The organism is Flavobacterium cheonanense (genome assembly GCF_039539185.1).
In the GTDB taxonomy this organism is placed as follows: domain Bacteria; phylum Bacteroidota; class Bacteroidia; order Flavobacteriales; family Flavobacteriaceae; genus Flavobacterium; species Flavobacterium cheonanense.
Map to the genome: position 1 here is coordinate 66,417 of NZ_BAABCT010000001.1, position 23,782 is coordinate 90,198.

Here is a 23,782-nt window from a genome sequence, read left to right on the forward strand (position 1 = left end):
TGAATTTTGAAGTTGAAATTGAAGTTGAAGTTGAAGTTGACTTTTGAAGTTGAAATTGATTTTTGAAAAATTTTAATATCGGATATGTTTTAAATTTGCTTTATCCGATATTAAGAAATATCTTTGCGTTGTTATGTGGAACATTGATATTAAATATAGAGAAGAATTACAATCAACATTCGATAGATTGTACGATAAAATGGCTGTTTTAAAAAGAAGCAGACCATTGCCAAATATTGCTTTGCAAAAAATTAAAGAATCATTATCTATTGAGTGGACTTATAATTCCAACAGTATTGAAGGAAATACATTGACGCTTCAAGAAACTCAAATGGTTCTTCAAGAAGGAATTACTGTAAAAGGAAAATCACTTCGCGAACATTTTGAGGCAAAAAATCACGAGAAAGCCATCAATTATTTGTTTTCTATTGTTGATGATAGTTATGAAATTCGTGCAATTGATATACTATCTATTCATAGTTTGGTACTAAACATGATTGAAGAAGATTTTGCAGGAAGAATTAGAAATGGCGGCGTTAGAATTTCTGGAGCCAATTTTGTTCCGCCAAATGCCAATAAAGTTTCCGATTTATTAGATGAATTAATTGACTTTGTAAATACAAATCCAATGCAATTAAACGATATTGAATTGGCAACAATCTTTCACCATAAATTTGTTTGGATTCATCCATTCTTTGATGGAAATGGAAGAACAGTAAGATTAGCAATGAATTTATTATTGATGAGAAAAGGTTTTCCGCCTGCCATTATTTTATCTAATGATAGAAAAAAATATTATGAAGCATTAAACCAAGCCAATAATGGAAATTATCAAAAATTAATGTTGCTAATGTGTCAGGCTCAAGAACGAACTTTAAACATTTATCTAAATTCATTGCCCGATAATGATTATGACTTTCAAGAAATTTCCAATATCGTTAATGAACCTAATTCGCCATACAGCCAAGAATATGTAAGTCTGTTAGCGCGTCAAGGAAAAATTGATGCTCATAAAGAAGGTAGAAATTGGTACACTACCAAAAAAGCAATTGAAGATTATATTGAAAATCGTCAGAGGAAAAGAGTTATTTAGTTTTCAGTCGCAGTCACAGTTTTCAGTGCTATCTGATTACTGTGACTGCAAACTGAGACTTTTTTATTTCGTCTTCTCTCCAACAAAATAATCATTGGTACTTTTAAACAACACGTTAAAAGTCGTTAAACTTCCGTAACATCTTGTAATGTATTGTTGTAATTCAACTTTTTCAGCATTATCTAAATTACTTGAATTAATTTTTTGCTCCATAACACGAAGTCGATCTCTAACCATAATTATCTTATTGAAAAAGGTATCGATTGGAACTTCTTTGTTTTGAGTTGGTGTTCCTGGTTCCATTACCAATTTTCCACCTTTCCATTTATCTGCTATGGGAACAATTTGAGTTACATCACTCCATTTTTGAAGAATGTTTTTCAAAGTTTTCTCCACTTCATAAAAACTTACTGAATCTACTTCATCTTCCACAGCTTCAATTACTTCAAATTCACTATCAACATCAATAGTTTCCAATCCATTTTCAATAAAAGTTACCCAATAATGTTTAGAAGTTACATTGGTTACAACTCCCAATCCAAATTCTGAATGCTTTATACGTGATCCTATTCCTAATATTTTCATCTTACTTATTTTTGATGCCCAAATATAAAATGTTTAATTGAATTTTTATTTTAGTATATTTATTTTTTTACTTGTTCCAACCTTTTTGAAAAAAACAACCTCTATACTTAAAGTTAATCACACATATTATTTACTATGAAATACTTTTACCTACTAACAGCATTTGTAATTTCAATACTTTCAAATGCTCAAAATACCATTACTATTGAAAAGAAAATACTCTTTGAACACAATCAATTTTTACTTACAACAAATGCTACATCAACATTAGACAGCTTAATCACAGTGGCTAATAAGTATTCCAATTATTCAATCAAAATTGTTGGATATACAGACCCTAGTGGCTCTTTAAAATACAATCAAAAGCTTTCAAACGATAGAGCAAAAACCGTTTTCGACTACTTTATTGATAAAAAACTAAATCAGTCTTTACTTTCCTATAAAGGATTTGGCATCGATAACAAGTCTGAAAACGAAACAATCCAAAGAAATACAACTGTGACATTTACAGCAAAATCAGAAGATTGCTATTACAAATTAAATTCACTTACTGGAAAAAATGGAACAGAGGTTTCTTTTAAATTAAAAAATGAATCGAATGCCGAATTTACTTTAGAAGAATATTTTTCGACACAAAGCATGATTCAAAATGAAAAGTTTGCTTTAGACATCAATGATGAAGTTTTAGAAACCGCAGGAATGATTGATATTGACTTAAAAGATATTAATCCGAATGATATTGAAGATGGAGCAATTCAAGTCGCAATTCCTACAATTTCAAATACCGTTTATGATGAAGAAATGACTGTTTGGGTTGAAGAAACCGATAAAGATGGAAGAAAACGTTGGAGAAATTTAAAACTAAAACCTAAATGGAATAATAACACTAAACGCTATGAATTCAATCTTAATGTATCCAATTTTAGAGGAAATAAGATATCCATAAATTTAGATAAAAACATTTATCGTGACCAATTTACAAACGTGACAACTGGTAAAAAGAAAAAAGTAATCATTGTTGCAACAGAAAGAGAAGAGTTCTTTTATGATGTTTATCTAAGTTATGCCTCAGAAAAACAAAATGATTTAAAATTTTCCGCTCGAATGGATAAAACAGGTTTTGCCTTTGTAATTCCTAAAAATGTAAATCCAAAAAAACTTTATTTCACTGGAATTAATAGCTCTGGAAAAACAACTTTTGGACTTACCGTCTGCAAAGTTTCAAAATACAATAAAAAATATCCGCTTTATAAATATATTCCTATATCAAGTGAGGATGCAAAAGATAAAGAAAAAGCTAAAAAGAAAGGTTTTTGGGAATGGTTGAAACGAATTTTTAATTAAAATCTTTAACAAATTCTTCTGTTCTGACTAACTGAATTTTGCTCATAAAATCGTATTTTTGCGTTTTGACTAAAAACATGCTAGAAAACGAAAATACAATTGAAGTTATTGGTGCAAGAGTTCACAACCTCAAAAACATTGATATTTCTATTCCAAGAGAACAACTTGTGGTAATTACTGGACTTTCGGGTTCGGGAAAATCATCGTTGGCTTTTGATACCATTTATGCCGAAGGACAGCGTCGTTATATAGAAACTTTTTCTGCATACGCACGACAATTTCTTGGCGGATTAGAACGTCCAGATGTTGATAAAATCGACGGACTTTCGCCTGTAATTGCCATTGAACAAAAAACCACAAGTAAATCTCCGCGTTCTACTGTGGGAACTATTACCGAAATTTATGACTTCTTGCGTTTGCTTTTTGCTCGTGCTGGAGATGCTTTTAGTTACAATACTGGCGAAAAAATGGTTTCCTATTCTGATGAACAAATCAAGGAATTGATTAAGGAAAACTTCAAAGGAAAGCGTATTAATGTTTTAGCTCCAATCATTCGTGCAAGAAAAGGTCATTATGCCGAATTGTTCCAACAAATTGCCAAACAAGGTTTCGTAAAAGTTCGTGTGAATGGTAAAATTACAGACATCACAACCGGAATGAAATTGGATCGTTACAAAACACACGATATAGAAATTGTAATTGATAGATTGCAAGTCGAAAACGACGAAGATACCGATAAAAGATTAGCAGAAAGCATCAAAACTGCTATGTATCACGGTGAAGATGTTATGATGGTTATCGAACATGAAAGTGATGAAGTACGTTTTTTCAGCAGAACTTTGATGTGTCCGACGACTGGGATTTCGTATCAAAATCCGGAACCCAATTTGTTTTCATTCAATTCTCCAAAAGGTGCTTGCGAACATTGCAATGGTCTTGGAATTATCAATGAAATCAATATAAAAAAGATTATTCCAAATCCCAAATTATCTATTATCAAAGGTGGATTTGCGCCACTTGGAGAATACAAAAATTCTTGGATGTTCAAACAATTGGAAATTATTGGTGAAAAATATAATTTCAAATTAACTGATGCCATCGAAACCATTTCTGAAGAAGCCATGGAAATGATTTTGAACGGCGGAAATGAAAAATTCTCAGTGGTTTCAAAAGCAGCTGGTGTTACCAAAGAATATAAAATTGATTTTGAAGGAATTGCTAAATTTATAAAAAGTCAGCACGATGATAGCAATTCAAGTTCCATAAAACGATGGGCAAAAGACTTTATGGACGAAATCAATTGTCCTGAATGTAATGGCTCTCGATTGAAAAAAGAATCACTTTTCTTCAAAATAAACGATAAAAATATAGCTGAATTATCAGCGATGGATATTTCAGAATTGACTATTTGGTTTCAAAATTTACCAAAAGAATTGACTGAAAAACAAAAAACAATCGCAACTGAAATCCTAAAAGAAATTAACGACAGACTAAAGTTTTTAATGGATGTTGGTTTGAATTATCTTTCTTTAAGTCGAAGTTCAAAATCACTTTCTGGTGGTGAAGCACAACGTATTCGTTTGGCAACGCAAATAGGTTCGCAATTGGTTGGAGTACTTTATATTTTAGACGAACCAAGTATCGGTTTGCACCAACGCGATAACGAACGATTGATTAATTCTTTGAAAAATCTTCGTGATATCGGAAATTCTGTTTTGGTTGTAGAACATGACAAAGACATGATTGAATGTGCCGATTATGTGATTGATATTGGTCCGAAAGCAGGAAAATTTGGTGGTAACATTATTAGCAAAGGAACTCCAAAAGAATTGCTGAAAGAAAATACCATTACAGCACAATATCTAAACGGAAAAATGCAAATTGAAGTTCCGAAAAAGCGTCGTGAAGGCAACGGAAAATCAATAAAATTAACTGGCGCCAACGGAAATAATCTTAAAAATGTTACCGTTGAATTTCCTTTAGGAAAACTAATTTGTGTAACTGGAGTTTCTGGTAGTGGTAAATCAACATTGATTAATGAAACGCTCTACCCTATTTTGAACGCACATATTTTTAATGGTGTCAAAAAACCAATGCCTTACAAGAAAATTGAAGGTTTAGAACATATCGACAAAGTAATTGATATTGATCAAAGTCCGATTGGTAGAACTCCTAGAAGTAATCCTGCCACTTACACCGATGTTTTTTCAGAGATTAGAAGTTTGTTTACCATGACGCCTGAAGCAATGATTCGTGGTTATAAAGCAGGTCGTTTTAGTTTCAATGTTGCTGGTGGAAGATGCGAAACATGTGAAGGTTCAGGTGTTAGAACTATCGAAATGAGTTTCTTACCTGATGTCTATGTAGAATGTGAAACCTGCATGGGAAAACGTTTCAATAGAGAAACTTTAGAAATTCGTTACAAAGGAAAATCAATTTCTGATATATTGAATATGACGGTTGACGAAGCGGTAGATTTCTTTGAACTTATTCCGAAAATATATAGAAAAGTCAAAACCATTCAAGATGTTGGATTGGGCTATATCACACTTGGTCAACAAAGTACAACACTTTCTGGCGGTGAAGCCCAACGTATAAAATTGGCAACCGAATTATCTAAAAAAGATACAGGAAATACCTTCTACATAATGGACGAACCGACAACTGGTTTACATTTTGAAGACATTCGAGTATTGATGGATGTTATTCAAAAATTAGTTGATAAAGGAAATTCAGTTCTGATTATCGAACACAATTTAGATGTTATAAAACTAGCCGATTACATCATTGACGTTGGTATGGAAGGCGGAAAAGGTGGTGGAGAAATTTTATGCACTGGAACGCCTGAGGAAATCATAAAAAATAAAAAAAGTTACACTGCGCAGTTTTTGAAAAAAGAGTTGAAAAATTAATTTTATAATATGGAAAATAATAATTCTTTAGCCATTTTTGAGAGCAAACAAATAAGAAGAAGTTACATAGAAGAAACTGAAACTTGGTATTTTTCATTAGTTGATATTATTGAGGCACTAACCGATTCAGTAAATCCTACAGATTATTTAAAAAAAATTAGAAAAAGAGATTTAGAACTTGGAAACTACATAGGGACAAATTGTCCCCAGGTAGCAATGCTGACAAATGGGAAAAACCGTAAAACTCTAGCTGGCAATGTAAAAGATGTATTACGAATAGTACAATCTATTCCTTCTCCAAAAGCCGAACCTTTTAAACAATGGTTGGCAAAAGTTGGGTATGAACGAATTCAAGAAATTCAAGATCCTGCACAAAGTATTGACAGAGCAAGAGAAAACTGGAAACAACACGGAAGAAGTGAAAAATGGATTCAGCAACGAATGATGGGACAAGAAACCCGCAATAAATTAACCGATTATTGGAAAGAAGCTGGAATTGAAGAGAAAAAAGATTTTGCAATTCTAACCAATATTATCCATCAAGAATGGACAGGTTTAAGTGTAAAAAATCATAAAGAAATTAAAAATTTAAAATCTCAAAATCTTCGTGATCACATGAGTGAAGCTGAGTTAATTTTTACAGCTTTAGCCGAATTATCAACAAGACAAATTGCAGAAAAAGAAGAAGCAAAAGGATTAATTGATAATGCAAAAGCTAGCAAAAAAGGTGGTGCAGTAGCAAAAAATGCACGCATAGAATTAGAACAAAACACTGGAAAAAGTGTTGTAACAGGTGAGAATTTTTTAGCACCTAAAAAAAATAATTAAATAATATAGCTTCTTTTTAATCAAAAAAATGTTCAAGAAAGCGCAGTTTTTGAAAAAAGAATTACTTTAGCACGTTTGCAAAAAAAATAAAATAATTAGATTATGTCAATTAACAATTACGAAAACGAAGACGAAAAAATACACGATAAATTAAAACAAAAAACTTGGAACGAAATTAGAACCAACGACTCATGGGCGATTTTTAAAATCATGTCAGAGTTTGTAAATGGTTATGAATCAATGGCTCGTATTGGTCCTTGCGTTTCTATTTTTGGTTCGGCAAGAACAAAACCTGAAGATAAATATTATTTATTAGCAGAACGAATTGCCTACAAAATCAGTAAAGCTGGTTATGGTGTAATCACTGGTGGTGGTCCTGGAATCATGGAAGCCGGAAATAAAGGCGCGCATCGTGGCGAAGGAACTTCTGTAGGTTTAAACATCGAATTGCCTTTCGAACAACATTTCAATCCTTATATCGATAAAGACAAAAATTTAAACTTTGATTATTTCTTTGTTCGTAAAGTAATGTTTGTAAAATACTCTCAAGGTTTCGTAGTAATGCCTGGTGGCTTTGGAACTCTTGACGAATTATTTGAAGCAGTAACTTTAATTCAAACTAAGAAAATTGGTAAATTTCCTATCATTTTGGTGGGAAGCGAATTTTGGTCAGGACTTTTAGATTGGATTAAAAATGTGATGATTGACAAACAAAAAAATGCCAATCCAGAAGATATGAATCTTATCAAAGTAGTAGATACCGAAGATGAAGTAGTTGAAGCGTTAGATAACTTCTACAAAAAATACAATTTAAGCCCGAACTTCTAACTTAAATTCCAATTATAAAATTCCAAATTCCAAATAATACTTAAATTGGAATTTGGAATTTAGTTTTTGAAAATTTTAATTACATGTTTTTCAACTCGTTACATTTTGCAATTTTCCTCCCAATCGTTTTTATAATGTATTGGTTTGTTGGGCATAAATCTAAAATCAATCAGAATTATATTTTGATTTTGGCGAGTTATTATTTCTACTCTTGTTGGGATTGGAGGTTTCTGTTTCTTTTGGTTTTTTCAACATTACTGGATTATGTATCCGCAATGAAAATCGAACAAAGTAAGACACCATTTGAACGAAAAATGTGGCTTTGGCTTTGCATTTCCATCAATTTAGGATTTCTAGGAATATTCAAATATTATAACTTTTTTGCCACTTCATTTGCCGAATTATTACAAGGTTTTGGTTTGACAGCAAGTCCTATTTTATTAAAACTGATTCTTCCTGTTGGAATATCCTTTTATACTTTTCATGGCTTGTCCTACATTATTGATATTTATTACAAACGAATAAAATCAGAAAAGAACTTTGTTGATTATTCCTTATTTGTAAGCTACTTTCCACTTTTAGTTGCAGGACCAATTGAACGAGCTACGCATCTTTTACCACAAATTAAAAGAAGACGTAAGTTTAATTTCGAAAAAGCAAAAGAAGGAATTTATCAAATCGTTTGGGGTTTAGTTAAGAAAGTTGTGATTGCCGATTCTTGTGCGATTTATGCCAATGAAATTTTTGATAATTATTCGACCATGAATTCTTTATCCTTAATTTTAGGAGCCATTTATTTTTCATTTCAAATTTATGGTGACTTTTCAGGATATTCAGATATTGCTTTAGGAACCTCCAAATTATTCGGAATTGACTTATTGAAAAACTTCAATTATCCTTATTTTTCTAGAGATATAGCTGAGTTTTGGCGTCGTTGGCACATTTCTCTTTCGTCATGGTTTAGAGATTATTTATACATTCCTCTTGGCGGAAGCAAAGGCAATAAATTATTTCAAGTTAGAAATACCTTCATCATCTTTTTAGTAAGTGGTTTTTGGCATGGTGCCAATTGGACTTTCATCGTTTGGGGTTTGATAAACGCTTTGTACTTTCTACCACTTTTATTATTAAATAGAAATCGAAAAAATGTTGATGCATTTACTTTAGGATTCAATATAGAATCGATTAGAATATTGTTCAATATTAGTACAACATTTGCAATTACAGCATTGGCTTGGATATTTTTTAGATCCAAAACTATAACAGATGCGTATAATTATATTATCCGAATGTTTAGCGATTTACATTTCTCTGAACAATATTTCCGAATCGAACGTTATAGTCACAATTTAATAGCATTAATTTTAGTTTTTGTTCTAGTAGAATGGAATAACCGAAATAGAATCGAACCTATTTCTGGAAAGTATAGTTGGTTAAAATTAGGCTTATGCCTAGCTGCAATTGTAGCATTAGGTGTTTTTTCAGATTACAAAGAATTCATTTATTTTCAGTTCTAATGAAGCAGTTTATACAATTTCTTTTAAAAGGTTTGGCAATTCTCATTCTTACAATGATATTGCTTGATGTGTTGTATACAACCGTTTACATGCAATCTAAATCTAGAAACAAAATCAGCTACATTTTTAGCTCTAAAGACAAAGATTTTGATGTTGTTTTTCTTGGTTCTTCTAGAGTAAACAATCATTTTGTTCCAAAAATATTCAACGACCAAGGTTACAAAACTTTTAATTTTGGAATTACACGCTCAAGATTAGAAGAATCGGCATTGATGCTAAAGCTGATGGTTGAAAATAACTATAAAATTGAGAATCTTATTCTTCAAGTTGATTTAAACATAAACACAAACGACCATTCAGAGGCTATTCGCTCCTTATTTATGCCCTATTTTCATACTTCAAAAACCATTAGAAATCACTACAAAGATATTCCAGAATACAATAAATTACTTTATATACCATTTTACCGATACCTTCATTATGATGCTCGTGTTGGTTTTAGAGAATTTTATCAGACTGCCATTCAAAAACCAACTAATTCCTTAGACAGAGATGGTTTTTATCCTTTAATGACCGATAAAAGACCAATGGTAGCTGCTGATTTATCTAAATATTACCCAAAGAAAAACAAAGCTTACGAAGAAATTAAAGCCATTTGTAAAGCAAACAATATCAACTTGATTGCCATGACCACGCCAATGTGTATGGAAACTATCAATAGAGATTATTTCAATCATATTAATAAGGTTTATCCAGAAATTCGTAGATTTGAAAATCTCGTAACTGAGGATAAGTATTTTTCTACATGTGGACACATGAATAAAGGTGGTGCAGAAAAATTTACAAAAGAAGTCTTTAATCTATTATTTAAACCCAAATCTAAACCTTGAAAAAAGTAACCTATATACTCTTTTTATTAAGCTTTTTCGCATCAGCTCAACATCATTCTAAATTTGTTGTCAATGTTGATCATGAAAAAAAGATGCTAAGCGTCTATCAAGAGTTGACCTATTTCAATCAATCTGCTGATACTATTAAATCCATTATATTAAACGACTGGAATAATGCATACTCTGATAGAAATAGTCCTTTAGGTAAACGTTTTTCGGATGAATTTGTAAGAAGCTTTCATTTAGCGTCCGAGAAAGAACGTGGTGAAACCAAAAATCTTACCATTATTGATGAATCAAAATCACTTCTAACATGGAACAGACCAGAAAATCACCCAGATTTAGTGGATGTTACCTTAAATGAAAATATTTTACCTAATCAAAAAAGAACATTTGTTCTCTCCTATTTTTTGAAAATTCCTGATGATAAATTCACTCGTTACGGATTTAATTCACAAGAAGGAATGGTGCTTAAAAATTGTTTTCTCACACCAGCAGTTTATGAAAACAAGTCGTTTAAAAAATATAGCAACCTAAATATTGATGATGCCTCAAATGCAATTTCTGATATTGATTTGCAAATTAATACTAATGACCATCAAGTAGTAAGTGATTTACCCCTAGAAAAGAAAGAGAACAATTCGTTTTACTTTTCGGGAAAAAAATATTCGTATTTCAATTTATACATCGAGAAGAACACCAGCTTTATTAGTTTTAAAAACGGCGACCTAGATATTCTTACAAATATTGAAGACAAAAAAGTAAGCGATATCAACAAAGCCATTATCGTAGATAAAGTGTTAACCTATGTAGAAGCAAATTTAGGAAAATATCAAAAATCTAAAATCACCGTTTCTCAAGTAGATTATGATACCAATCCTTTTTATGGATTAAATCAATTGCCTTCATTTATTAGCCCTTTTCCAGACGAATTTATCTATGAATTGAAGTTCTTAAAGACATTTTTGAACAATTATTTAAAATCTACTTTAAGATTAGACGCTAGAAAAGACAATTGGATTTATGATGCCATCCAAATTCATTATATGATGAAATACATCGATGAGCATTATCCTGATGCAAAAATGATGAGTTCGGTGGCAAAATTAAAATTGGTAAAAGGTTATCGATTAGTTTCTTTAGATTTCAACGAACAATACAGCTATTTCTATATGTTAATGGCGCGTAAAAATCTAGATCAACCTCTAGGCGATCCTAAAAACACATTAATAAAATTCAACGAAAAAATTGCTTCTAAATATAGAGCCGGATTAAGTTTTAGATACCTATCTGATTATATTGGTGAGGAAAATTTGAAAAAAAGTATTAGTGAATTTGTGGCTTATGCTGAAAAAAACCAAACAGACAGTGGCAAATTTGAAAGCATTATCAAAAACAATAGCTTAAAAAATACCGATTGGTTTTTTAATACTATTATCAATTCCAGAAAAATTGTCGATTATAAATTCGATAATGTTACCAAAACAACTGATAGTGTTTCTTTTACATTAAAAAATAAAACAGATGTAAACGTTCCAATTCCAGTTTATGGTATTAAAAATAAACAAATAGTTTTTAAAGAATGGATTGATAATCCAAGTGTTGATTCAATCTACACTTTTAAAAGAAACAACGCCGATAAAATTGTAATCAATTACAAAAATATCGTACCAGAATTCAATCAGAGAAACAATTGGAAATCGTTAAAACCATTCCGACTTAGCAATCGTCCAATCAAGTTCAACTTGATGAAAGACTTGGAAGACCCCAATTACAATCAAGTTTTGTATGTTCCAACTTTGGAATATAATTACTATGATGGTTTCATTCCAGGGCTTAATTTTCATAACAAAACTATTTTGGATAGACCTTTTACTTTCGATGTAAATCCATCTTTTTCAACCAAAACTAAAGACATTTCTGGAAGTTTTTCTTTTGTTGTAAATCAGTTCAATCGCGATAGTAACTTATTTTTGATGCGCTATGGTTTCAGCGGAAGCACTTTTCATTATGCTCCTGATGCCTATTATCAAAAAGTAAATCCTTTTGTGATTTTTCGATTTAGAGAGGATGATTTAAGAAACAACCAAGGTAGAAGTATTGTTCTAAGACAAGTGTATGTAAATAGAGAGCCAAGCCAGTTTGTAAAAAACACTTTTGAAGGCAACTACTCTATTTTCAATGCTCGTTTTAGTAGCAGCAAAATAGAAATCACTAAAGCATTCGCTTATTCTACCGATTTGCAGTTAGGTTCTCAATTTGGAAAAACATCGGCAAGTATTACTTTTAGAAGACTTTTTGATAATAACAGACAAGTCAATTTACGACTTTATGGCGGCCTTTTCCTATACAATAAATCAGAAAGCAATTACTTCGATTTCGCTCTTGATAGACCAACAGATTATTTATTCGATTATAATTATTTAGGACGTTCAGAAAGTACCGGTTTGTTCAGTCAACAATTTATTGAAGCTGAAGGTGGATTCAAATCCAGACTCTCTAATCCTTTTTCAAATCAATGGATTACAACTCTTAACGGAAGTTTTAATGTATGGAATTGGGTAGAAATTTATGGTGATTTAGGATTTCTAAAGAACAAACAACAAGATGCACGATTTGTATATGATAGTGGAATTCGCTTGAATCTAGTTACCGATTTCTTCGAACTATACTTTCCAGTTTATTCCAACAATGGTTGGGAAATTTCTCAGCCAAGATATTCTGAAAAAATACGTTTTATTGTAGCTTTTAGTCCAAAATCTTTGGTTGGTTTATTTACTCGAAAATGGTTTTAATTCTTAAAATTTAAATTCATTTTTTAATAATCTACTTTAAAATTTAACATTTTTATAAATATTTCCTATTCAAAGGCTATTATCAAGCATTTTAATTATCAATAATTAAATTATATTTTTTTCACAGAATTACAATTATTACTACTTTTTCATTAAATTTGTTTCAAATGTTTAAATTTTATTTTTTATAAGTAACATATGGTATCGCCTTTTTAATCATTGGTGTTTGTTTGCAACAAACTTCTTGCTAGTGGCGATTTCATAAGAAATTCCTTTTCAGTTATGACCGAAACACAAAACAAAGTCGAAATTACTTTTGAAGATTTTAAAACCGAAGTTTTAAACGATTATAAAATTGCCACTATCAGTAGAGAATGTAGTCTATTAGGTAGACGTGAAGTCCTAACTGGAAAAGCCAAATTTGGTATTTTCGGTGACGGAAAAGAAGTACCACAATTAGCCTTAGCCAAAGCGTTCAAAAATGGTGATTTCCGTTCAGGATATTATCGTGACCAAACTTTTATGATGGCAATTGGAGCCATGAATATCGAACAATTCTTTGCCGGATTATATGGTCATACAGACATCAATTTCGATCCTATGAGTGCTGGTCGTCAAATGGGTGGACACTTTGCAACACATTCGCTTGACGAAAATGGAAATTGGAATAACCTTACGCAACAAAAAAATTCAAGTGCCGATATTTCTCCAACTGCTGGGCAAATGCCAAGATTGTTGGGATTAGCTCAAGCTTCTAAAATTTTCAGAAATGTAAAAGGATTAGAAGACAAAACTAATTTCTCAATCAACGGAAATGAAGTAGCTTGGGGTACTATTGGAAATGCATCAACTTCTGAAGGTTTATTTTTTGAAACAATTAATGCTGCTGGTGTTTTACAAGTACCAATGGTGATGAGCGTTTGGGATGATGAATACGGAATTTCTGTTCATGCAAGACATCAAACAACTAAAGAAAATATATCTGAAATTCTTAAAGGCTTTCAACGTGATGAAGATAATAATGGTTATGAAATTCTTACTGTAAAAGGTTGGGATTATCCAGCTTTAGTAGCCACTTACGAAAAAGCTTCTGCTATTGCTCGTGAAGAACATGTACCTGTTTTAATTCACGTTCAAGAATTGACACAACCACAAGGACATTCAACTTCTGGTAGTCACGAACGCTATAAAAATACTGAAAGGTTAGCTTGGGAAGCTCAATTTGATTGTTTAGCTCAAATGCGAAATTGGTTAGTCGATAATAATCTTGCAACTACAGAAGAATTAGATGAAATCGATAATCAAGCTAAAAAAGACGTTTTAGAAGGTAAGAAAAATGCTTGGACAGCCTTTGTTGCACCATTAAAAGAAGAACAAAATGAATTAGTTGCTTTACTTACATCGATTGCTGCTACAAGTGCTAATAAAGTTTTTATTGATCCTATTATCAATGACTTAAAAAGCATTAAAGAACCTATTCGCAAAGATATTCTTACAACAGCAAGAAAAGTTTTAAGAATGATTTTATCTGAAAGTGGTCAACCGCAATTAGCTTCTTGGATTACAAATTATATTGCAAAAATTCAACCTAAATTCAGTTCGCATTTATTTTCTGAATCCGACAAGAACATTTTAACCTCATCTGAGGTTGCTCCTACTTATGATGCTGCTGCAGAAGAAGTTGATGCTCGTTTGGTTTTAAGAGATAACTTCGATGCTATTTTCTCTAAATATCCAGAAACTTTAATTTTTGGAGAGGATTCTGGGAACATTGGTGACGTTAATCAAGGTTTAGAAGGAATGCAAGAAAAATATGGTGAACTTCGTGTTGCCGATGTCGGAATTCGTGAAGCAACCATTCTTGGTCAAGGAATTGGAATGGCTATGCGTGGTTTGCGTCCTATTGCTGAAATTCAATATTTAGATTATTTGTTGTATGCCATTCAAATTATGAGTGATGATTTAGCAACACTACAATACAGAACTGCTGGAAGACAAAAAGCACCATTAATTATTAGAACTCGTGGACACCGTTTAGAAGGTGTTTGGCATTCTGGTTCACCAATGGGAATGATTATCAATGCAATCCGTGGAATTCATGTTTTAGTTCCTAGAAATATGACTAAAGCTGCAGGATTTTACAATACGTTATTAGAAAAAGACGAACCAGCTTTAGTAGTAGAATGTCTAAATGGTTACCGTTTGAAAGAAAAAATGCCAACCAATTTAGGTGAATTCAAAACTCCTATTGGTGTTGTTGAAACTATTAAAGAAGGTAGCGACATTACTTTAGTGTCTTATGGTTCAACTTTAAGATTAGTAGAACAAGCTGCGAAAGAATTAGAAACTGTTGGAATAAGTGCAGAAATCATTGATATTCAATCGTTATTACCATTTGACATCAATCACGATATCGTAAAAAGTATCGCTAAAACGAATCGTTTGTTAGTAATTGATGAAGACGTTCCTGGTGGAGCTAGTGCTTATATCTTACAAGAAATTGTAGAAGTTCAAAATGCTTATAAACATTTAGATAGTGCACCTCAAACATTAGCGTCAAAACCACACCGTCCTGCTTATGGAACTGATGGCGATTATTTCTCTAAACCTTCAGTAGAAGATATTTTTGAAAAAGTTTATGCTATTATGCACGAAGCTAATCCATCAAAATTTAAAAGTTTATACTAAGCTTTACAATTATAAACAAAAAAGACCTTTGCAATTACAAAGGTCTTTTTTATTCTAATAAAGTTGATTTCTAGAAAACGAACATCGCTCTTTCACTCATCATTTCGTTCACCTCATCAGCAACTTGCTCTATAATTTCTTCATTAGTGTGATTCATCAAAACTCTATCGATGAATTCAACGACAGTTTCCATATCTTCTTCAACCAAACCTCTGGTAGTAATTGCTGGTGTTCCAATACGAATTCCAGAAGTTACAAAAGGTGATTTATCATCAAATGGAACCATGTTTTTATTCACCGTAATTTCTGCTTTTACTAACGCATTTTCAGCTTCTTTACCAGTAATATTTTTATTTCTTAAGTCAATCAACATCATGTGGTTGTCTGTTCCACCAGAAATTAAATTATAACCTCTTTTGTTGAAAGCTTCTGCCATTGCTTTTGCATTTTTCTGAACTTGCATCGCATATCTAAAGAATTCATCTGTAAGACATTCTCCAAAAGCAACCGCTTTAGCAGCGATAACGTGCATCAAAGGACCACCTTGATTTCCAGGAAAAACAGACATGTCTAAAATATGAGACATCATTCTAATTTCGCCTTTTGGAGTAGTTAACCCCCAAGGATTTTCAAAATCTTTACCCATCATTATCATTCCGCCTCTTGGTCCACGTAATGTTTTGTGAGTTGTAGTAGTAACAATATGACAATGCGGAATTGGATCATTCATCAATCCTTTAGCAATTAATCCAGCTGGATGCGAAATATCAGCTAAAAGCAATGCTCCAACGCTATCTGCAATAACTCTAAAACGTTCAAAATCCATATCACGACAGTAAGCAGATGCTCCTGCAATAATCATTTTTGGTTGCTCTTTTGTAGCTATCGCCTGAATTTTATCATAATCAAATTGTCCAGTTTCTGGCTCAACTCCATAAAATGAAGGTGTATATAATTTACCAGAAAAATTCACAGGAGATCCATGAGTTAAATGTCCACCATGAGACAAATCAAAACCTAATATTTTATCACCTGGCTGAAGACAAGCTGCAAAAACTGCAGTATTTGCCTGAGAACCAGAGTGTGGTTGCACATTTACATATTCTGCTCCAAACAATTGTTTAGCTCTATCAATGGCTATTTGCTCAACAATATCAACAACTTCACAACCTCCATAATATCTTTTTCCTGGATATCCTTCAGCATATTTGTTTGTTAAACAGGAACCTGCAGCTTCCATTACTTGGTCACTAACAAAGTTTTCAGAGGCAATAAGCTCTATTCCATGTATTTGTCTGTCTTGTTCGTCAAGAATTAAATCGAAAATTTGTTCGTCGCGTTGCATTTATTTTGGATTTTTGTTAAAAACTCCTCAAAATTACGAAATATGTTTGTCAAATAAATCTTAAATGATATATTTGATTACAAATTTTTCAACAACAAATCAACAAATATATTATGCCGCATTTTGCTAATAATCCTGCTAAAAAATCTTGGTTAGAAGTTTCTAAAGATTCTGATTTTCCAATTCAAAATATACCTTTTGGAGTTTTTATAACCAAAGACGATGTGATCACTATTGGAACTAGAATTGGTGATAGTGCTATTGATATGGGAGCTTTACAACAATTAGGCTACTTTGAAGGTATCGAACTAACAGACGATATGTTCATGCAAGATACCTTAAATGATTTTATTTCTGATGGAAAAAAAACTTGGAGACAAGTTAGAAATAGGCTTTCTGATTTATTTGATGAAAACAATCCTAAACTTAGAGATAATAAAGAACATCGTGATATAATTATCTTCAAAATTAATGAAATCGAGATGCTTTTACCGGTTCAAATTGGTGATTATACCGATTTTTACTCTAGTAAAGAGCATGCAACCAATGTTGGTAAAATGTTTCGTGATCCTGAAAATGCTTTGTTACCTAATTGGCTTCACATTCCGGTAGGATATCATGGTAGAAGTTCTACGATTGTTCCTTCTGGTATTCCAGTTCATAGACCAATGGGACAAACATTACCAAATGGTCAATCAACACCAGTATTTGGTCCATCTCAAGCTATTGACTTTGAATTAGAAACGGCTTTTATCACAACCGATGCCAACATTATGGGAGAAAATATTCCAGTAAATGAAACCGAAGATTATATTTTCGGAATGGTTTTATTGAACGATTGGAGTGCAAGAGATATGCAAAAATGGGAATATGTGCCACTTGGACCTTTCTTAGCTAAAAACTTTGCTTCGTCAATTTCACCTTGGATTGTGACTATGGATGCTTTAGAACCATTCAGAACTAAAGGACCAAAACAAGAACCAACACCACTTCCCTATTTGCAACAAAAAGGAAAACACGCTTACGACATTAACTTAGAAGTTTACATAAAACCCGAAAATGTAGAAGAAACATTAGTTTCAAAATCTAATTTCAAGTACATGTATTGGTCTATGAGTCAACAACTAGCACATCATACTTCTAATGGTTGTAGAGTAAATTCTGGTGATATGATGGGTTCTGGAACTATATCTGGACCAACAGAAGATAGTTATGGTTCCATGTTAGAATTGACTTGGAGTGGAAAAAATCCAATCAAAATGAAAGATGGTAGCGAGCGTAAATTTATCAACGATAATGATACCGTTATAATGAAAGGTTATTGTCAAAATAGTTCAGTTCGCATTGGTTTTGGAGAAGTTTCTAGCAAATTATTACCACCATTCGTTAGAAAATAATAAACTTTTTTTTTGGCTTACTTTTTGGATAGTTCCAATTAGTAACTCTAAAATTATATACCATGAAGAACTTTATATTGCTCTTAACCTTTTTTGTTCTTATCACATCTTGTGGAGTAAGACAAACTAGAGAATCATTAACTTCTGGCGATTATGATAGTGCTATCCAAACTGCTGTAGAAGGATTAAGAAACCGAAAAGAAGCCAAAGGCAAACAAGATTACATTTATTTGCTTGAAGAAGCTTTTGCAAAAGCTAAAGAACGTGATTTGCAAAACATCAATCTTTGGTTTAAAGACGCAAGCCCAAGTAATACAGAGAAAATTTATACTACTTATCTTCAATTGAACAACCGTCAAGAGTTGATAAAACCTCTTTTACCATTGCGATTGATAAAAGAAGGTCGCAATGCTATTTTTCCATTTGAAGATTATTCTGATCAGATTGTAAATAGTAAAAACGCACTTGCCAAACACCTTTACGATAATTCTAAAGCACTTTTAGCTACAAAAGATAAAATGAGTTTCCGTCGTGCTTATGATGATTTGATTTACTTAAATACGCTTTCACCAAATTTTAAAGATGTGAATGCGCTTATAAACGAAGCTCAAATTAAAGGAACCGATTATGTAAACGTTTTTACCAAAAACGAAACCAACATGGTTATTCCTGTGCGTTTACAAAATGATTTGTTAGACTTCAGTACTTTTGGTTTAAACGATAAATGGACAGTGTATCATAGCAATAAAGTAAAAGGAATCACTTATGATTATGGTTTAATTGTAAACTTTCGTCAAATAAATATCTCGCCAGAACAAGTTAAAGAAAAAGAATTCCAAAAGGAGCGACAAGTAAAAGATGGTACAAAACCACTGTTAGATGCCAACGGAAATCCAGTAAAAGACGAAAAAGGCAACCCAATTCGTGTAGATAATTTTAAAACAGTAAGAGCAACTGTTTATGAATTCAGACAATTAAAATCTACTCAAGTTGTTGCTAAAGTTGATTATATAGATTTTAGAAACAATCAATTAATTGAAACTTTTCCATTGGCTAGCGAGTTTGTTTTCGAACATATTTACGCAAGATACAATGGAGACAGAAACGCTTGCGACGAAAGTTACATTAGCTACTTCGACCAAAGAGCCGTACCTTTTCCAAGTAATGAACAAATGGTTTATGATTCTGGAGAAGACTTGAAAGCCAAACTAAAAGATATTATCGTTAGAAATAAATTTAGAAGATAATTTTTCAGATTGCAGATATAAAAAAACGCATTTGGATTTTATTTCAAATGCGTTTTTTCTATTTATGTTGTGAATCGTTCTAAAAATTTAGCATCGATACTTTCATGTGAAGCATTATATATCAATATTCCATTTTTAATTAATAGAATTTGTGGAGACTGATGCGTTAACATAAATGTTTCAGCAACCTCATTTGAAATAGTTCTATATTTTAGTAAGTCCAAAAAATACAATGTGATTTTATCTTCAAAATCAAATTCATTTTCAAAACTACTTAATGCTGTTTTACTTATAATGCATCGAGTACTATGTTTGAAAATTAAAACAGGTTTTTGCCAAGATTTTTGAATAATCATTTCTAATTGATCAATGTGCTCAAAAGCAACCCAAGAGAGTTTCCTTCTAGCATTTTGATTTTCTTCCTCTGAAGAGCCAAATATATTTTTAAATAAACTCATATCTAATTAATCTAAAGCATCCAATTGCTTTTGCAAAAGTAAGGCATCTTTCTCCAAATGATTAGAATTTAAAAAAGAAATCAATTCAGTAAAGCGTTTTTTATCATCATATTTCAAATTCCAAGATAATTTTTTCAAACATTCAGAGCATAATGCATTTGGTTTTGTATCAGATTCTGGCAAATGATTTACACCATTCATTAGACAAACGGAATGCTTACAATGATTTATTGTAAACATGTGCCCAATTTCATGAACTGCAGTTTTAGTAATTCTATTTAAACAAAGTGTATAATCATTATCCGTTAAAAACCTGTTGAATGAAGAAACTCCTGTTCGCTTTTGATAACTTGCTAAACCAAAAACATAATTCCAATCTTCACTCGGATATAAATCTTTTGCAGTAATTGCCATAACTACAATACCATCTTCAGGCATTTTCTTTGGTAAAACCTTATGCGTTATATAGCTTGCATCAAATTGCTCAACACCACTATTCATTCTCTTTTTATCACTTGGAATAGCATCCTCAGGAATCAAATGCAACATTGTTGTTTTCAGTTGAAAAAACTTACCCACATATTCAACTGTTTTGTCAACTATAATCTTTTCTTCTGAAGTAAAATTTCCAATTGGTTGAATATAAATTACTTTTCGTTTTTCTGAAATTGTTACAGGATCAATTTGAGTATATTTTTCAAAACTTTGCCCTGATTCATTATGCTCTGCAAGCCATTCGCCTGAATTTGGAACACTTAATTTGATATCTAAATCAGCTAAATTATCCAATGGACTCTTTGGTGTTTCCTTTTTACAAGAAATTAAAAAAACTAAAATTAATACTATAGAAAGTCGTTTCATGGCTACGTTTTTATTAATAACTAAATAATTCAAAAATTAGTATCAAAAAAACAGAAGAATTGTCATTTACTAAGACAAATTGTCGTAACTTTAATAGTGTTTGACGCTCAAAATCAGTCATTTTGTCCTAAAATTAGGATTGGAACACATATTGTCCAGATTAGTTCAAAAGATAAATAAATAGAAATAATTTAAAAAAGTACAGACAAGGCAGTGCCTTGTCTCAACAACAAAAATATGAACATTAATAAATTCACAATCAAATCGCAAGAAGCTTTGCAACAAGCACAGCAAATTGCACAAAGTTTTGGGCAACAACAACTCGAAAACGAACACATTTTCAAAGGCATTTTAGAAGTCGATGAAAATGTAACTCCTTTTATTTTGAAAAAACTCAACGTTAATGTGGAGCTTTTCAAAAAAGTATTAGACAGCACGATTCAAAGTTTTCCGAAAGTTTCTGGTGGCGACATCATGTTTTCGCGTGATGCTTCCACAACGGTAAACGAAGCCGAAATCATTGCAAAAAAAATGAACGACGAATTCGTGTCTATCGAACATTTAATTTTAGCCATTTTCAAATCAAAAAGCAAAGTCGCACAGATTCTAAAAGATCAAGGTGTTACTGAAAAAGGTTTGCAAGCCGCTATTGATGAAATGCGTAAAGGAGAACGAGTAACTTCTGCATCTGCCGAAGAAACTTACAATTCTTTGAATAAATACGCTAAAAACCTCAACGAACTGGCTAAAAGCGGTAAACTCGATCCTGTAATTGGTCGTGATGAAGAAATTCGAAGAGTTTTACAAATTCTAACGCGTCGTACCAAAAACAATCCGATGTTGGTTGGTGAACCTGGTGTTGGTAAAACAGCCATTGCAGAAGGTTTAGCACACCGAATTGTAGATGGCGATGTTCCTGAAAATCTAAAAGATAAAATCGTTTATTCGTTAGATATGGGTGCACTGATTGCTGGTGCGAAATACAAAGGTGAATTTGAAGAACGACTAAAAGCGGTTGTAAAAGAAGTAACTTCTGCCGAAGGTGATATCGTACTTTTCATTGACGAAATCCATACTTTGGTTGGAGCTGGCGGTGGCGAAGGTGCGATGGATGCAGCAAATATTTTAAAACCTGCTTTGGCTCGTGGCGAATTACGTGCGATTGGTGCAACAACTCTTGACGAATACCAAAAGTATTTCGAAAAAGACAAAGCGCTCGAAAGACGTTTCCAAAAAGTAATGGTCGATGAACCTGATACAGAAAGTGCGATTTCGATTTTGCGTGGTATTAAAGAAAAATATGAAACCCACCACAAAGTACGAATCAAAGATGATGCTATTATTGCGGCTGTCGAATTATCGCAACGTTATATTACCAATCGTTTTCTTCCAGATAAAGCTATTGACTTGATGGACGAAGCGGCTTCTAAATTGCGTATGGAAATCAATTCAAAACCAGAAGAATTGGATGTTTTGGATAGAAAAATCATGCAATTGGAAATCGAAATGGAAGCCATCAAACGTGAAAACGATGAAACCAAATTGAAAGGTTTGGGAATGGATTTAGCAAACTTAAAAGAAGAACGCAACGAGATTTTCACCAAATGGAAATCAGAGAAAGATGTGGTGGATAATATTCAAGCAGTAAAACTTGAGATTGAAGATTTCAAAACCGAAGCTGAACAAGCCGAACGTAATGGCGATTATGGAAAAGTAGCCGAAATCCGTTATGGAAAAATTAAAGAAGCGCAAGAACGCTTGGATGCTTTGCAAATTCAATTAGCCGAAAACCAAGCCGGAACTTCGTTAATCAAAGAAGAAGTAACTCGTGAAGATATTGCAGAAGTTGTTGCAAAATGGACTGGAATTCCAGTAATGAAAATGTTGCAAGGTGAACGAGAAAAACTCTTGAAACTAGAAGACGAATTACATCACAGAGTGGTTGGTCAAGAAGAAGCTATTGAAGCTGTGAGTGATGCTGTGCGAAGAAGTCGTGCCGGATTACAAGACATGAAAAAACCAATTGGTTCGTTCTTATTCTTAGGAACAACAGGTGTAGGAAAAACCGAATTAGCCAAAGCGTTAGCCGAATATCTATTTGACGATGAAAACGCAATGACTCGTATTGATATGAGCGAATACCAAGAACGTCATTCTGTAAGCAGATTAGTTGGAGCGCCTCCAGGATATGTAGGCTATGATGAAGGTGGTCAATTGACCGAAGCAGTTCGAAGAAAACCGTATTCAGTAATTCTTTTGGACGAAATTGAAAAAGCACATCCTGACACATTCAATATCTTATTACAAGTTTTGGACGAAGGACGATTGACTGATAACAAAGGTCGTGTTGCTGATTTCAAAAACACAATTATCATCATGACTTCCAATATGGGAAGTGCGATTATACAAGACAAATTTGATAACTTAAAAGGAAATATCGAAGCCGTAACCGAAGCTGCCAAAGTAGAAGTTTTAGGTTTGTTAAAACAAACGGTAAGACCAGAATTTATCAATAGAATTGACGAAATTGTAATGTTTACACCATTAACAAGCGTGAACATCAAACAAATTGTTGGATTGCAGTTGAAAAGCGTGACCAAAATGTTAGCACACCAAAACATCACGATGGATGCAACTCCAGAAGCGATTGATTATTTAGCACAAAAAGGTTACGATCCTCAATATGGAGCACGTCCTGTGAAAAGAGTTATTCAGAGAGAAGTATTAAATCAATTGTCTAAAGAGATTTTGGCAGGAAAAGTTACTACAGATAGTATCATCTTGCTAGATGCTTTCGACGGACAATTGGTATTTAGAAATCAAAGCGAGTTGGTGAGTTAAGGCTTCGTCACTTCGAGTGATTTTGTGGAATGCAATGGAACAAAATTGACCCGAGGCATTTGCCGAACTGAGCATAGCTAATCGAGAACCTATGAAAAACATAATATCTTATTCCAAGTTCTCGATACATTTTTTACAAAATAGCTCGGTCGC

General features: G+C 32.5%; 16 protein-coding genes. 12 read left to right on the plus strand and 4 right to left on the minus strand.

Features of this window, described 5'->3' with window-relative positions; translation table 11 throughout:
- Positions 1 to 133 precede the first annotated feature (133 nt).
- The gene (locus ABD766_RS00380) at positions 134 to 1,093 is read left to right on the plus strand and encodes a Fic family protein (protein ID WP_344814857.1); all 960 of its coding nucleotides are present in this window, start codon (positions 134 to 136) and stop codon (positions 1,091 to 1,093) included.
- 63 nt (positions 1,094 to 1,156) lie between these two features.
- Here ABD766_RS00380 and ABD766_RS00385 read toward each other — a convergent pair whose 3' ends face one another.
- Entirely contained in the window at positions 1,157 to 1,678 is a 522-nt protein-coding gene (locus ABD766_RS00385) for a hypothetical protein (protein ID WP_298119442.1), read from the minus strand.
- Between the two features lie 135 nt (positions 1,679 to 1,813).
- On the opposite strand from ABD766_RS00385, the gene ABD766_RS00390 reads away from it, so the two are divergent.
- The 8 genes from ABD766_RS00390 to ABD766_RS00425 all read left to right on the plus strand — a co-directional run bounded on the left by ABD766_RS00390 (position 1,814) and on the right by ABD766_RS00425 (position 15,480).
- Positions 1,814 to 3,022: an OmpA family protein gene (locus ABD766_RS00390; RefSeq protein ID WP_344814858.1), complete on the plus strand. Its 1,209-nt coding sequence runs from the start codon at positions 1,814 to 1,816 to the stop codon at positions 3,020 to 3,022.
- Between the two features lie 77 nt (positions 3,023 to 3,099).
- A complete protein-coding gene (gene uvrA, locus ABD766_RS00395; RefSeq protein WP_344814859.1) occupies positions 3,100 to 5,934 on the plus strand; it encodes an excinuclease ABC subunit UvrA in 2,835 nt (944 codons plus the stop codon).
- Positions 5,935 to 5,943: 9 nt separating this feature from the next.
- Entirely contained in the window at positions 5,944 to 6,762 is an 819-nt protein-coding gene (locus ABD766_RS00400; protein ID WP_344814860.1) for a BRO family protein, read from the plus strand.
- A gap of 102 nt (positions 6,763 to 6,864) precedes the next feature.
- Positions 6,865 to 7,590 carry an LOG family protein gene (locus ABD766_RS00405; protein WP_344814861.1) on the plus strand — a complete coding sequence of 242 codons (726 nt, stop codon included), beginning with the start codon at positions 6,865 to 6,867 and terminating at the stop codon, positions 7,588 to 7,590.
- An 83-nt stretch (positions 7,591 to 7,673) separates the two neighbouring features.
- On the plus strand, positions 7,674 to 9,107 hold the full coding sequence (locus ABD766_RS00410) for an MBOAT family O-acyltransferase (protein ID WP_344814862.1): 1,434 nt from the start codon (positions 7,674 to 7,676) through the stop codon (positions 9,105 to 9,107).
- Positions 9,107 to 9,997 (plus strand): hypothetical protein, encoded by an 891-nt coding sequence (locus ABD766_RS00415; RefSeq protein WP_344814863.1) that lies wholly within the window; start codon positions 9,107 to 9,109, stop codon positions 9,995 to 9,997. Before ABD766_RS00410 ends, ABD766_RS00415 begins: the two co-directional genes overlap by 1 nt.
- Entirely contained in the window at positions 9,994 to 12,792 is a 2,799-nt protein-coding gene (locus ABD766_RS00420; protein ID WP_344814864.1) for a gluzincin family metallopeptidase, read from the plus strand. Before ABD766_RS00415 ends, ABD766_RS00420 begins: the two co-directional genes overlap by 4 nt.
- A gap of 282 nt (positions 12,793 to 13,074) precedes the next feature.
- Positions 13,075 to 15,480 carry an alpha-ketoacid dehydrogenase subunit alpha/beta gene (locus ABD766_RS00425; protein WP_344814865.1) on the plus strand — a complete coding sequence of 802 codons (2,406 nt, stop codon included), beginning with the start codon at positions 13,075 to 13,077 and terminating at the stop codon, positions 15,478 to 15,480.
- Positions 15,481 to 15,550: 70 nt separating this feature from the next.
- On the opposite strand, the gene glyA is transcribed toward ABD766_RS00425, so the two are convergent.
- Positions 15,551 to 16,825, minus strand: a complete 1,275-nt coding sequence (glyA, locus tag ABD766_RS00430; protein WP_344814866.1) for a serine hydroxymethyltransferase — start codon at positions 16,823 to 16,825, stop codon at positions 15,551 to 15,553.
- Between the two features lie 113 nt (positions 16,826 to 16,938).
- Between glyA and fahA the strand changes: the two genes are divergently transcribed.
- Positions 16,939 to 18,222: a fumarylacetoacetase gene (fahA, locus tag ABD766_RS00435; RefSeq protein ID WP_344814867.1), complete on the plus strand. Its 1,284-nt coding sequence runs from the start codon at positions 16,939 to 16,941 to the stop codon at positions 18,220 to 18,222.
- 62 nt (positions 18,223 to 18,284) lie between these two features.
- The gene (locus ABD766_RS00440; RefSeq protein WP_344814868.1) at positions 18,285 to 19,469 is read left to right on the plus strand and encodes a hypothetical protein; all 1,185 of its coding nucleotides are present in this window, start codon (positions 18,285 to 18,287) and stop codon (positions 19,467 to 19,469) included.
- A 62-nt stretch (positions 19,470 to 19,531) separates the two neighbouring features.
- Here the strand turns inward: ABD766_RS00440 and ytxJ are convergent, their stop codons facing one another.
- Together ytxJ and ABD766_RS00450 are read right to left on the minus strand one after the other, a co-directional pair.
- Positions 19,532 to 19,927, minus strand: coding sequence for a bacillithiol system redox-active protein YtxJ (gene ytxJ, locus ABD766_RS00445; protein WP_344814869.1), 396 nt, complete (start codon positions 19,925 to 19,927; stop codon positions 19,532 to 19,534).
- Between the two features lie 6 nt (positions 19,928 to 19,933).
- Complete coding sequence (locus tag ABD766_RS00450; RefSeq protein ID WP_344814870.1) at positions 19,934 to 20,788, minus strand: archaemetzincin; 855 nt, start codon at positions 20,786 to 20,788, stop codon at positions 19,934 to 19,936.
- A gap of 237 nt (positions 20,789 to 21,025) precedes the next feature.
- Here ABD766_RS00450 and clpB point away from each other — a divergent pair, with 237 nt between their 5' ends.
- The gene (gene clpB / locus ABD766_RS00455; protein WP_344814871.1) at positions 21,026 to 23,629 is read left to right on the plus strand and encodes an ATP-dependent chaperone ClpB; all 2,604 of its coding nucleotides are present in this window, start codon (positions 21,026 to 21,028) and stop codon (positions 23,627 to 23,629) included.
- Positions 23,630 to 23,782: the final 153 nt, after the last annotated feature.

Coding starts and splice junctions, on each gene's coding strand:
- ABD766_RS00380 (WP_344814857.1), top strand. CDS start 134: ATGTGGAACATTGATATTAAATATAGAGAAGAATTACAATCAACATTC.
- ABD766_RS00385 (WP_298119442.1), bottom strand. CDS start 1,678: ATGAAAATATTAGGAATAGGATCACGTATAAAGCATTCAGAATTTGGA.
- ABD766_RS00390 (WP_344814858.1), top strand. CDS start 1,814: ATGAAATACTTTTACCTACTAACAGCATTTGTAATTTCAATACTTTCA.
- uvrA (WP_344814859.1), top strand. CDS start 3,100: ATGCTAGAAAACGAAAATACAATTGAAGTTATTGGTGCAAGAGTTCAC.
- ABD766_RS00400 (WP_344814860.1), top strand. CDS start 5,944: ATGGAAAATAATAATTCTTTAGCCATTTTTGAGAGCAAACAAATAAGA.
- ABD766_RS00405 (WP_344814861.1), top strand. CDS start 6,865: ATGTCAATTAACAATTACGAAAACGAAGACGAAAAAATACACGATAAA.
- ABD766_RS00410 (WP_344814862.1), top strand. CDS start 7,674: ATGTTTTTCAACTCGTTACATTTTGCAATTTTCCTCCCAATCGTTTTT.
- ABD766_RS00415 (WP_344814863.1), top strand. CDS start 9,107: ATGAAGCAGTTTATACAATTTCTTTTAAAAGGTTTGGCAATTCTCATT.
- ABD766_RS00425 (WP_344814865.1), top strand. CDS start 13,075: ATGACCGAAACACAAAACAAAGTCGAAATTACTTTTGAAGATTTTAAA.
- glyA (WP_344814866.1), bottom strand. CDS start 16,825: ATGCAACGCGACGAACAAATTTTCGATTTAATTCTTGACGAACAAGAC.
- fahA (WP_344814867.1), top strand. CDS start 16,939: ATGCCGCATTTTGCTAATAATCCTGCTAAAAAATCTTGGTTAGAAGTT.
- ABD766_RS00440 (WP_344814868.1), top strand. CDS start 18,285: ATGAAGAACTTTATATTGCTCTTAACCTTTTTTGTTCTTATCACATCT.
- ytxJ (WP_344814869.1), bottom strand. CDS start 19,927: ATGAGTTTATTTAAAAATATATTTGGCTCTTCAGAGGAAGAAAATCAA.
- ABD766_RS00450 (WP_344814870.1), bottom strand. CDS start 20,788: ATGAAACGACTTTCTATAGTATTAATTTTAGTTTTTTTAATTTCTTGT.
- clpB (WP_344814871.1), top strand. CDS start 21,026: ATGAACATTAATAAATTCACAATCAAATCGCAAGAAGCTTTGCAACAA.